General features: G+C 37.9%; 13 protein-coding genes. 4 read left to right on the forward strand and 9 right to left on the reverse strand.

From position 1 onward, the window contains the following. Positions 1-13: 13 nt before the first annotated feature. On the reverse strand, positions 14-1,510 hold the full coding sequence (gene lsa(A), locus IGK86_RS11705; RefSeq protein WP_085406395.1) for an ABC-F type ribosomal protection protein Lsa(A): 1,497 nt from the start codon (positions 1,508-1,510) through the stop codon (positions 14-16). A gap of 375 nt (positions 1,511-1,885) precedes the next feature. Between lsa(A) and sdaAB the strand changes: the two genes are divergently transcribed. Then, on the forward strand, positions 1,886-2,554 hold the full coding sequence (gene sdaAB, locus IGK86_RS11710; RefSeq protein ID WP_002414070.1) for an L-serine ammonia-lyase, iron-sulfur-dependent subunit beta: 669 nt from the start codon (positions 1,886-1,888) through the stop codon (positions 2,552-2,554). A 22-nt stretch (positions 2,555-2,576) separates the two neighbouring features. Beyond that, positions 2,577-3,449, forward strand: coding sequence for an L-serine ammonia-lyase, iron-sulfur-dependent, subunit alpha (sdaAA, locus tag IGK86_RS11715; protein WP_002367199.1), 873 nt, complete (start codon positions 2,577-2,579; stop codon positions 3,447-3,449). 63 nt (positions 3,450-3,512) lie between these two features. On the opposite strand, the gene IGK86_RS11720 is transcribed toward sdaAA, so the two are convergent. Genes IGK86_RS11720 through IGK86_RS11730 form a run of 3 tightly spaced genes read right to left on the reverse strand, consistent with a single transcriptional unit; the run spans position 3,513 to position 7,100 of the window. Continuing rightward, positions 3,513-4,358, reverse strand: coding sequence for a M55 family metallopeptidase (locus tag IGK86_RS11720; RefSeq protein ID WP_016616642.1), 846 nt, complete (start codon positions 4,356-4,358; stop codon positions 3,513-3,515). Beyond that, entirely contained in the window at positions 4,355-5,458 is a 1,104-nt protein-coding gene (locus IGK86_RS11725) for a M42 family metallopeptidase (protein ID WP_085406396.1), read from the reverse strand. The genes IGK86_RS11720 and IGK86_RS11725 overlap by 4 nt, the downstream gene beginning before the upstream one ends. A gap of 13 nt (positions 5,459-5,471) precedes the next feature. Next, on the reverse strand, positions 5,472-7,100 hold the full coding sequence (locus IGK86_RS11730; RefSeq protein WP_016616644.1) for a peptide ABC transporter substrate-binding protein: 1,629 nt from the start codon (positions 7,098-7,100) through the stop codon (positions 5,472-5,474). Between the two features lie 76 nt (positions 7,101-7,176). Between IGK86_RS11730 and IGK86_RS11735 the strand changes: the two genes are divergently transcribed. Beyond that, positions 7,177-7,899, forward strand: a complete 723-nt coding sequence (locus IGK86_RS11735; RefSeq protein WP_016616645.1) for a MurR/RpiR family transcriptional regulator — start codon at positions 7,177-7,179, stop codon at positions 7,897-7,899. A 92-nt stretch (positions 7,900-7,991) separates the two neighbouring features. Here IGK86_RS11735 and IGK86_RS11740 read toward each other — a convergent pair whose 3' ends face one another. From IGK86_RS11740 to rpmG, 4 genes are all read right to left on the reverse strand, one after another. Further along, positions 7,992-8,879: an alpha/beta fold hydrolase gene (locus tag IGK86_RS11740; RefSeq protein ID WP_016616646.1), complete on the reverse strand. Its 888-nt coding sequence runs from the start codon at positions 8,877-8,879 to the stop codon at positions 7,992-7,994. A 110-nt stretch (positions 8,880-8,989) separates the two neighbouring features. Next, entirely contained in the window at positions 8,990-9,535 is a 546-nt protein-coding gene (gene nusG / locus IGK86_RS11745) for a transcription termination/antitermination protein NusG (RefSeq protein WP_002384070.1), read from the reverse strand. 124 nt (positions 9,536-9,659) lie between these two features. Continuing rightward, positions 9,660-9,830: a preprotein translocase subunit SecE gene (gene secE, locus IGK86_RS11750; protein WP_002356409.1), complete on the reverse strand. Its 171-nt coding sequence runs from the start codon at positions 9,828-9,830 to the stop codon at positions 9,660-9,662. 20 nt (positions 9,831-9,850) lie between these two features. Next, positions 9,851-10,003, reverse strand: a complete 153-nt coding sequence (gene rpmG, locus IGK86_RS11755; protein ID WP_002356408.1) for a 50S ribosomal protein L33 — start codon at positions 10,001-10,003, stop codon at positions 9,851-9,853. Positions 10,004-10,288: 285 nt separating this feature from the next. Between rpmG and cbpA the strand changes: the two genes are divergently transcribed. Then, positions 10,289-10,927, forward strand: coding sequence for a cyclic di-AMP binding protein CbpA (gene cbpA, locus IGK86_RS11760; protein WP_002365057.1), 639 nt, complete (start codon positions 10,289-10,291; stop codon positions 10,925-10,927). 73 nt (positions 10,928-11,000) lie between these two features. Here the strand turns inward: cbpA and murB are convergent, their stop codons facing one another. Then, a complete protein-coding gene (murB, locus tag IGK86_RS11765) occupies positions 11,001-11,888 on the reverse strand; it encodes a UDP-N-acetylmuramate dehydrogenase (RefSeq protein WP_002387193.1) in 888 nt (295 codons plus the stop codon). Positions 11,889-11,973: the final 85 nt, after the last annotated feature.

The following is an 11,973-nucleotide window of genomic DNA, read 5'->3' on the forward strand; positions in this document are numbered from 1 at the left end:
TTTCAAGATGTTTTTATGATTTCAAGACAATTTTTTTATCTGTTATTTTCTTCATGAAATGTGCATCATGCTCAATCACTAGCATTGCAGGCTTCACAGATAAGATTAGCGCTTCTAATTGTTGATGATTAAACACATCCAAGTAATTAAGGGGTTCATCCCAAATATAAAGTTCAGCTGATTGAGACAATGATTTGGCTACTTCGACTTTTTTCCGTTGCCCCATACTCATTTGTTCAATTCGATTAGTGAAAACGGCGCGCTCCATCCCAAGTTTTCGTAAGTTATTTAAAAATTGAGTGTAATCTAACTGATTTTTCTCTGCAAATTCGGATAAAGTTCCTTGATTGTCTTCATAATCTTGGCGCACATAAGAAATGGTTAATTGGTGAGCCAAAGTGGCTTCGCCTTCTGAATCTCCAGAAAAATTCCCCAACAAATACTGAATCAAGCTCGATTTTCCTGAGCCATTTTTTCCTGTTATTCCAACAATTTCTCCCGCGTTTATTGAAAAAGAAATTGGCGCAAATAGCCAATTTTTCTCGTAGCCTAGACGAAGCTCTTCCACCGTCAATAATGTTTTGTGATGCGTTGGCTGATAATCCATTGACAAAGGATCAATATACTCAAGATCTTTTAATAGTTTTTCTTTTTCTGCTAATTGTGTTTCGGCACGTTGTTGAATGTGTTTCGAGCGCTTCATTACGCGCGCTGCCCGGGCACCAATGGCTCCTGTATCAAAAATCGCCCCGCTTCCTTTTTCTTTAGCATTGCCGTACTTATCACCTTCACGGTTCATCGACCATTCCGCTTTTTTACGAGCGGTTTCTTTCAAGCGATTGACTTCTTTTTTGATTTTTTCATTTTCTGCTAGTTCAAAAGCATCTCTTAATTTTTTTTGCTCTTCATAAATAGAAAAATTCCCTTGATACAGCGTCAATTGACTTTTTTCAATCGCCAAAATATGATCAACCACTTCATCAACAAATGCCCGATCGTGGCTGACTAAAATAAATCCATGTTTCTTTTTCTTCAAATATTCAGCCACTTGTTGTCTGCCAGCTAGATCTAAATGATTTGTTGGCTCGTCAATTAAAGGAAAGGCATTTTCTTCAATAAAAAGAAGACCTAATAAAACTTTCGTCTTTTCGCCGCCTGATAAAGAAGAAAAGGGCCGCCATAAAACTTCAGGATCAACGTTTAAAAGCGTTAATTCTCGTTCTAATTCCCACTGTTCAAAAGAAGTCACCTCTTGTAAGACATAATAAGTGAGCTGTTGTTCTTCTGCAACTGTTTGTGGAAAATAGACGAAATCGACTTGATGAAGAATCTCTCCTTGGTAATCCAACTGCTTTTGTAACAATCTTAATAAGGTTGTTTTCCCACGGCCATTGCGGCCAATCAATCCTAATTTCCAATTGGTATCCATCGTGATATTTGCCTGATCAAAAAGCAACGCTTCTTGATTATCATAGGCAAAAGATAGTTGTTTTAGTTCAATTTTCGACATAAATATACCTCCATAAAGCAAAATTGATGCAGCTTTACGGAAATCAGCGGCATCAATCCAAGGTATACAAAAAGACCCGTGGCTGAATTCTTTAAGCTAATTTCCGAAAATCCGCACACTCCACCCGTTATAATCAGGCAAAGTTATACAGTTTCTCTAAAAAATTAACTTAAATTTTCAACGCACGAATCCCTCTTTTCGTCTTTTATTATCTAGAATTTAGCATCTCTTCACTGATTTGTCAACGAAGGCCCCTTGCTTTCATTCTGATAAAAATTTAAATTATTCGCTAAAACACAAGCGATTGCCTAGTTCCCCGCCATTTTTTGTGTTAGACTTCCAATGAAAACATATTCTAATGAAGAAGGTGCTGAAATGGAAGAGTTACGCTTTAATAGTGTTTTTGATATTATCGGACCTGTTATGATTGGTCCAAGCAGTTCTCATACAGCTGGAGCGGCAAGAATTGGAAAAGTGGTTCGGAGTATTTTTGGACAGCAACCTGATAGCGTTGACATTTATTTATATGAGTCTTTTGCTAAAACTTATCGTGGTCACGGAACAGATATCGCCTTAGTTGGCGGCCTTTTAGGTATGGAACCAGATGATGAGCAACTAGCCAATTCTTTGGAAATTGCTTATGAACAAGGAATGGAAGTTTGTTTTATTCCTAAAAGTGAAAAAGCAGACCACCCTAATTCCGTTAAAATTGTGGTTTCTTCTGGCGACCGAAAACTATCTGTGACAGGAATTTCAATTGGTGGTGGAAACATTCAAATTTCTGAATTAAATGGCTTCAAATTGTCTTTAAGTATGGGCACGCCAACATTTATCGTTGTCCATCAAGATGTTCCTGGCATGATTGCTAAGGTGACCAACATCCTTTCAGCTAGCGATATCAATATTAGTACAATGACCGTTACCCGAGAATCTAAAGGGGAAAAAGCGATTATGATTATTGAAGTTGATCAAGCCGAAGTCGGTGACATTGTCATGCAATTAGCTGAAATCCCTCATATATATAGCGTCAACTATTTTGACTAAATGAACGTAAAGGAGTAATACGATGTTTTATTCAATTGAAGATTTGGTAGCTCAAGCGAAAGAGTACCCTTCTGTGAGCGAATTAATGATTGCAACAGAAATGGCTCATGGCGGGTATTCTCGTGAACGAATTATTGAAACAATGGAAAAAAATCTAGCCGTTATGAAACAATCTGTCGCTGAAGGAATCGCTGGTGTTACCTCAGTAACAGGGCTAACTGGTGGCGATGCAACCCGCTTAAATGATTACATACATTCAGGCAACTTTTTAAGCGGTGAGACCATTTTACAAGCCGTGCGAAATGCGATTGCTGTTAATGAAGTTAATGCAAAAATGGGCTTGATTTGTGCTACACCAACCGCAGGCAGTGCCGGAGTAGTTTCTGGCGTCTTGTTGGCAGTTATTGATCGCTTAAAGTTAACGCATCAGCAACAATTGGATTTTCTATTTACCGCTGGGGCTTTTGGCTTAGTGATTGCCAACAATGCCTCAATCAGCGGTGCCGAAGGTGGTTGTCAAGCTGAAGTCGGTTCTGCTAGTGCAATGGCGAGCGCCGCTTTAGTTGCGGCTTCTGGCGGTACGCCTGATCAATCTGCTCAAGCTGTGGCCATTACGATAAAAAATATGATGGGCCTCATTTGTGATCCTGTTGCAGGACTTGTTGAAGTCCCTTGCGTGAAGCGAAATGCATTAGGTTCTTCTCAAGCCTTCATCTCAGCTGATATGGCTTTAGCGGGGATTCGAAGTGTCATTCCGCCAGATGAAGTCATCCACGCAATGTACCAAGTGGGACGCCAAATGCCACAAATTTTCAAGGAAACCGCTGAAGGCGGTCTTGCGGTGACACCAACTGCACAACGTTTAAGCAAAGAAATTCTAGAGAAACAAAAATAGAAATAACTATAGCAAGAAGCTTACAGAAAAAAACGTCCATTCGTTTTTCCGTAAGCTTCTTCTTTAATAACTTGTTCCGCCTAAACCAACCACAGCGACAATTCCATTCATGACATCTTTCATCGTTTCACCTACAAATGAAACAGTTCTACCATCAATGCGTTTAATCATTGGTAACATTTCAATACGATCTGCTTGTGCTGTCGTCACGCATTGCAATTTTACAGTTGCTGGTGTTTGCAAGGTATATCGGGGTAATTCAGACAACGAAAAGGAAGTTAACACCTGACTTGTAGTTGCTACGATAGCTTCCCGAACTTGTTGCATGGGTCTATTTTTGATTGCATAACGTCCCAGAGATTCTTTGGTGGAAACAAAGGGAACTTCGGGCATCATTTTTTCTTGAAAAAGTTGTTCCTCTAAGCCTGATTCACCGATAATTAAACCAACAGGGACACCTAATTCGCTAGCGTAAGCTGCATTAATTGTCGTTTCATTCATCGCTAAGTCGTTTATTTTTAAATCATAAGCAACACTAGCGCTATACCCATGATCCATATTCCCTTTTTGTTTGCCAATACCGGCATGATAACCTAAGAAAAAGACCACATCATAGCTACTATCCAAGCCACTCATCATATAATCCATGCGAGGAAAGCCGCTCACTAAGGAAATTCGTTCATCCATTTCTGCCAAGCGCGCATAAGCTAAATTCAATCCACGGCTATGCGAATCGGCAATAGTAATTTCTGTAATTTGTTCATTTTTGGCACTCTTTTGAATCCCTTCAATCAACCAAGCCACATGTTGGTGATATAATTCTCGAAATAAAACGGTGTCTTCTTTTTCCATATCAAATGTCGCAATACCTGCTAATCCTTCAATATCGCATGATACATAAATCTTCATTTGTTCCACTCCTTTGACAATGGCTGAACCAGTGCTTGAATTTTGTCAGCATCTAAATTTTTGATTAATTGAATGACTAATTCTTTCGCCGCTTGGTAATCTTGAAAATCTACATAGCAATGGGGTGTGTGAGCGTAACGGACAGGAATTCCTACAACAATCGTCGGGGCTCCTTGAACTTGTGTAATCGCCATGCCATTGGTTCCACCACCACTTCGAACAGAAACTTGAACAGGAATTTTGTGTATTTTAGCAATCTCTAGTGCATACTCTTGAAATTCCGGATTCGTAATCATAGAAACATCAAAATAACGTAACATCGGTCCTTTTCCCATTGCTGATTGAATCATCTCTGGCGTTTCTGCCGTATCATCAGCCGGGCAGCCTTCGAAAACAATAGCTAAATCAGGATTGACTTGCTTTGCGGCAATAAGTGCTCCTCTTTCGCCAACTTCTTCTTGTGCAGTTACTGTCGCAACTAACTTGAATGGAAGTGTCTCTTCTTTCAACTCCTCCATGACGTCCACTAAGCAAGCACAGCCAATACGACAATCAAAAGCTTTTCCTAAAAAAAGATCTGTCTGTTCGTTGTAACAACACGTCACATCTGGAATGACCGGTGCACCAAGATCGATTTTGTACGTTTCAATTACTTCTTCTTTTGAGGTAGCACCAATGTCGATCGTCAAATCAGCAATGGTTAATGGCCGCTGACGTTCCTCTGGTGTCATAAAATGAGGGGGCCGACTAGTAACTACGCCTGGCAGATAGGCGCCTTCCCGGTTACGAATCCGAACTTTTTGTGCAGAAATCGTATTAGGGACCCAGCCACCTAACGGAAGAAAACGCAACAAGCCGTTTTCTTTAATTGCTTGAATCATAAAACCCACTTCGTCACTATGGGCATCAAAAAGCACAACTGGACCTTCACTTAGATTATTTTTCTTCTCAAGATATAAATTTTTAATGGCATCTAGCCGTTGAATAGTAAAATCCGCAGTTGCATGTTGAAGGATTCTAACGACTTCTGTTTCAAAGCCTGAAACACCATTAGCATTTGAAAGTTCCTGAATTAATTGAACAGCTTGACTTTTTTTCATTTTTTCCCAACCTTTACTTGTCACTGATAGAGACTGATTTGTAATAGCCTGAACCTAATGGACCATAGACTAAATTTTGGACAGAATCGTCCACTAAGCGTGCTTCTGTTAATTGATAAAGAGGAACTAGGGGTGCTTCTTCCGCAACCAATTGATCCGCTTTTTGTAATGTTTTCCAACGTTCTTCATATTTGTTTGCATAAGTTACGTTTGCTTCTTGAAGCAACTGATCAAAGGTCTTATTAGACCATTTACCAAAATTATTGGAATTTTTTGATTGCAGTAAGTTTAAGAAATCGATTGGATCAGCATATACTGGCGTCCAGCCACCAACCACAATGTCGAAATCTCCGCTGCGACTTTTTTCTAAACGATTATTAAAAGGAACTGGTGAAACATTGACTGTTAAATTTTCTAAATTATCTGCTAAAGCTCCTTGAACATACTCACTGATTTTTTTAGCATTTTCTGTATCCGAACTTAAAATGGTTAGCTCCGCTTTTTCAATTCCTAATTCTTTTTTAGCCATTTGCCATAACTCTTTCGCTTTTTCTGGTTCACTAGGATTTAAATCTCCTAATTCCTCTGCAAAATCTTTTTGCGTTTCTTGATTAGTGAAACCTGTTGGCACGAAGCCAAGTGCTTTTTTTGAGCCATCATTTAAAACATTTTTAGCTAAACGTTCAGAATTTAATGATAATGCTATTGCTCGACGTGCATTCTTATTTGCCAAAAGATCTTTTTGCGTATTTAATTGGATATAATACGTTCCAGGAATTTCACGAATTTTCAAAGCTGCATTGTCTTGTTCTTGTGCAACAATTTCTCCAGAAATTTTTACAACATCTAATTCTTTCCCTTCGAAAAGATTTTTCCCAGTATTGACTTCTTTAACTACTTGGACATCCACCTTATCCAATGAAACATTCGCTTGATCCCAATAATTTTTATTCTTCACATAGGACCAAGTATTATTCGTGCCATCCCAACCTTCTAATGTGAAGGCGCCATTGTAAAGTGTTGACTCAGCTGATGTACCATAGTTTTTGCCCGTTTTTTCGACAAATGCTTCATTTAAAGGATAAAAAGCTGGTACCGCCAATAATTGTTGAAAATAACTCATAGGATAGCTTAGCTCTACTTCCAAGGTATGGTCATCAATGGCTGTTACCCCTAACTCTTCTTTAGATTTGCCACCGTCAACAATAGCACGATAATTTTTTAGCCCTTCAAAGTAATACGCTTGCGGGGAAGCTGTTTTTGGGTCCACTGTGCGCTTCCAAGAGTATTCAAAATCATTTGCTGTGATTGGCTCGCCGTTACTCCATTTTGCATCTTTTCGAATCGTAAAAGTATAGATTAAACCATCATTGGAGGGCTGTACTTTTTCAGTTGCCAATGCTGGTTTAGCTTCTCCTTTTTCGTCAAAGGAGAAAAGTCCCTCCCCTACTTGGCTCATTACATCTGCTGCTGTATTATCCATTGCCAACGACACGTCTGCCGTTGATAATTCCGAATCAATCCCGACCCGTAATACCTGTTGTTCTTTCTTTTTGGTTTCTTTCCCAACACTTCCACAGCCCGAGAGAAGTAGAACCATGATTGCTGCCAAAGACAGCCTTTGCTTTGTTGCCCTTTTCATAAAAACACCTCATTTTTTATTTTTTGATACCTTTTTCCCACAAAATTATTTATAATCTGATAAAGGAGGTTTGCTCATGAACTTAGATTACTTAAAAGAAACGTATCATTTAACAAAAACAGAAAGTCAGATTTTGTATTATTTGGATCAACAAAGTACGAACGCGGCCGATTTGAGTATTCGAGAAGTTGCCAAACACTGCTTTTCTTCGCCTAGTTCCATCATTCGTTTAGCCAAAAAATTAAATTTATCAGGTTATAATGAACTTATTTACAAATTAAAAGAAGCCCATTTTTCTCAGCCAATCCCTTATGAAACAGCACCTTCATTTGAAACAACCAACGAGTTTTGTCGACTGCTTGCCAAACACAAGAATCATTTATTTGTTATTTTAGGTCATGACTTTTCACGACATTTGGCGGCTTACATTAGTGAGGTTTTCAATTTTCATGGCATCCCCAGTATCACAACAGCCCATACTCATTCGATAAATAGTCAAAATAATCTGAATTTTCTTTTTATCATCCTTTCACATTCTGGTGAAGAAAAATACTTAAAAGAAACAGCTCTGCTTGCGAAAGAGAAAAAACATCCTATCATTTCTTTTGTTGGTGCCAAAAATTCAACTCTTGGTCGACTGGCAGATCTCGTTTTTTCAACTGACTCTTACAGCCCGTTTTCAACAAGTGTCGCTCAGCCACAAATGTTTTTTGGCCAAACATTAATCACCTTTGAAGCCTTGATTTGTGCTTATTTAAATCATGAGGATTCCATTCCAATATCTCCTAAAAATAAATAATTTTATTTATTATAGCTGAAAAAAGCTATTTCGCTAGCCAAAGTATAGAAAAAGGCACATGTTCCATTTTTTATGGAACATGTGCCTTTTTGCTATTTTTTACTCGGCCATAGAAATTCGATTAGCAATTGATCTACTTCAGGATTTTCATGTAATTGACTATGTTGTGCATTTTCTCCTTTAATAATCTGGCTAGTGACTTGAGTTCCTCGCTGTCTTAGCAAGGCGTTGACTGCTAAGGCACTAGATAACGGCACCGTTCCATCACTTAAATCTGTTGCACTTAATTGACCACCAATTAATAAAATGGGCAGTTTTTCTGGAACAACATTAATCATCTCTTGATAATCCAAATAGCGGCTACTTTTTTCTGTGGGGCCGTTTTCTAGTTCCGTTTCGATGGTTTGCTGTTGACTCGTATCAATAAAATCATTGAAAGGTGCTCCAATGCTGACGAATTTTTTAATTTTAGGTAACGATGCGTCTTGCCCATAGGTTCCTAAATAACGTAAACCACTAACACCACCCATAGAGTGCCCGACAATATTCGCTTTGTTCACTTGATAATTTTTTTGTAAATAGAGTAATGTGTTTTTTATCCATTCTGTTTGATTCCATTCATTGTTTTTATTATCTTCAAATAGAACTTGAACACTGGGATTCGTCGCTTTGCCACTTAAAGCTCCTCGCTCTTTAACCACGGTCCCATCAGGTTTAACGAGTAGCACTAATTCTTGAGTTGTGGCACCTTGTTTCTCCAAGCGATGCAGTAACGAGCCAAACGAATTTTTAGTTCCCGCGTAACCATGAAAAAAGAGCGTTGGTGTTGTTGTGCGGTTTAACTCAACGGTTGCTTCTTTTGTGGCGGCTTGATTGTCATTCTTCGTGGTTGCCCCAATTTGGCAAGCACTTAATAATAGAACAAGACCCATTAGCAAAGAAAAATAACGATATTTTTGGGCATGTTTCATTTTTTTCATTCCTTTCTGCGATGAACTAAAAAAGGGCTTGGAAAAGAAGTCAGTTGACTGCTTTTCCAGACCCTACAATCTGTATCAATCAGCTGAACAATAGTTTGTCAGCTTGTTTATTAATCAATGTTATCGACTTGTTCAAAGTCTAATTCTGTACTTGTTTCACGACCAAACATATCGATGTTTACTTTTAATTTTTGTTTTTCTTCATCGATTTCTGTCACAACACCTTCAAGACCAGAAAAGGCACCTTCGATAATTTTCACTGTATCGCCTAGCGCTACTTCTAAGTCTGATTGACGGGTGCTCATGCCAATTGAACGTAAAATGTGGTTAATTTCTTCTTGTAATAAAGGAGCGGGTTTACTACCAGCACCATGTGAGCCTACAAAACCAGTTACGCCTGGCGTGTTACGAACAATATACCAAGAATCATCGGTCATAATCATTTCCACTAACACATAACCAGGGAAAGTTTTATGAACGATTTCTTTTTCTTTACCATTTTTGACTTCTTTTTCTGTTTCTTCTGGTACAACGACACGAAAAATATAATCGCCCATCCCCATGCTTTGTGCACGTGATTCAATGTTTGCTTTTACTTTATTTTCATAGCCTGAATAGGTGTGCAATACGTACCAATTTCTTTCAAAAGTTTCCATTACTGATTCGGCTCCTTTAAATGTTTTAGTTTATTTTTTTCGAGCAAATAAAAAAAGCTCAGTTTCCCGAAGCTTTTTCTCGAATACTATTATAGCACCCCTCGTCGGGAAATACTAGAATTAATTATTTTAAAATCCAGCCAAATGCCGTTTGGATAACAGTATCCATGATAAAGAACAATGCTGCAAATAAAATAGATGTTTCAATTACAACTAATGTATCTTTACGCAATTGTTTTTTTGTTGGCCAAGTTACTTGCTTCATCTCATCAGCAACGCTGCGGAAAAATTTCATGTTGATACCCTCCTCTAAATCTATTTCGTTTCTTTATGTAACGTGTATTGATTACAATATTTACAGAATTTATTGATTTCTAAGCGTTCGCCACGTTTACCTTCACTAACGGATTTAGAATAGTTGCGAGAGCCACAAACGGAACAAGCAAGAGCTGCTTTCTTTGTTGCCATGTTCTTCGACCTCCTCTATTCACAAATTTACTTCTTAACAGTACCATTATTCGAAAAAGTTGTCAAAGTTTAATTTACTTTTTAAAGAAGCGCTGTGCCGATTCTTACGTAATTTTTTACCATTATCGCGAATACGTGCTTGATTTCTTTTATAAAATATCTGATTTTTCTTTATTTTCTATTTATTTTAACAAAATTGCTTTTATTCTGAGGTCTCAGCTATTGTTTTCTGCTAAGTTATGATATGATAAATTTATTAAAAATGAACCCTTAGGAGGCCTGTTTATGTTATTAAAATCTGTAGTTATTAAAAAAGATAATTTAACAACAGTCAATGAATCTTGTACTCTAGAAGAAGCTCTTTCTATTTTAGAAGACTCAGGTTACCGTTGTGTCCCAATTTTAGACGAATCTGGAAAAATTTTCCGAGGAAATATCTATAAAATGCATATTTACCGCCACAAAGCAAACGGTGGCGATATGAGTTTACCTGTTACCTATTTGTTAAAAAATGCCACAAAATTTATTTATGTCAACACTTCATTTTTCAAGGTATTTTTTACTATTAAAGAACTACCTTACATTGCTGTTTTAGATGAAAATAATTATTTTTACGGCATTTTAACACACAGCACCTTATTAAATATTTTAGCGCAATCTTGGAATGTAAAACAAGGGAGCTACGTTTTAACAATTGCTTCAGTTGGTCAACAAGGCGACTTAGCAGCCATTTCAAAAATCATTGCCAAATATAGCAGCATCGCCAGCTGTATTACATTGGATGTTGATAGTGAAGAATTTGTTCGTCGCACACTTATTACTTTACCAGCCGGCACAACTGCCGAAACGTGTACAGCCATTGTAGAACATTTAGAGCGGAAAAACTTTAAAGTTGTAGAATTGGAAAATTTAGAAGACGAGTAAAATTTACGACCTTTATCTTAGGATTTAAAGCTAGGGAGGCAAGTCAAAATGACTTGCCTCCCTAGCTTATTTTTTAGACTTCTTCACCAATAATTCGAACTTCTGTTTGCAATTCAACATCAAATTTTTCTTTAATCACTTCTTGGATATGTGCAATTAATTCCACATAATCTGTTGCGGTTGCATGATCGATGTTAACAATAAATCCCGCATGCTTTTCGGAAATTTGAGCACCGCCCCATTTTAAGCCTTGTAAGCCAGCGTCTTGGATTAATTTTCCTGTAAAATGACCAACAGGGCGTTTAAAGACACTGCCACAAGAGGGATACTCTAGCGGTTGCTTCAGTTCACGAAGTTCCGTTAATTCATCCATTTGGGCTTTAATTTCTGCATGGTTTCCTTTTTCTAAAGCAAACGTTGCTTGCAAGACAATACAATGTAATTCTTGAATTTCACTATGACGATAACGGAAATTCAGGTCTTCTTTCGTCATTGTTTGGATAGTTCCATCTGCCAACAGCACTTCTGCAGACTGGAAAACATCTTTAATTTCCCCGCCGTATGCTCCAGCATTCATATAAACAGCACCACCGACACTTCCTGGAATGCCACAAGCAAATTCAAAACCAGTTAAATCAGCTGCTAAGGCTTCGTAGGTTGTATCAATCAGCTTGGCACCAGCATCCACAATCATGGTGGTACCGGCTACTTTGATTTCTTTCATTTCTGTTAGCATAATCACGACATCGCGAATACCGCCATCACGAACAATCAAGTTGCTAGCATTGCCTAATACTAACCATGAAAGTCCTTGTTCTCGGCAATACGCCACAATCTCTTCGACTTCTTTTTTTGTTTTGGGTAAGGCCAACACATCAGCTGGGCCGCCTGTTTTGGTAAAGGTTACGTTTTTTAATGGTTCATCTACTAATAAAGTAATTTCGTTTAATGTTTCTAACATAGCTTTAGTGTTCACGAAAGTTAGTCCTTTCTTTTCAAAATATCTGTCTTATTCTAGCATGATAGAAAGAAAGTTGCTAGTCCTC

Origin of the sequence: Enterococcus sp. DIV1206, assembly GCF_051712485.1 — a bacterium.
Lineage (GTDB): Bacteria > Bacillota > Bacilli > Lactobacillales > Enterococcaceae > Enterococcus > Enterococcus faecalis.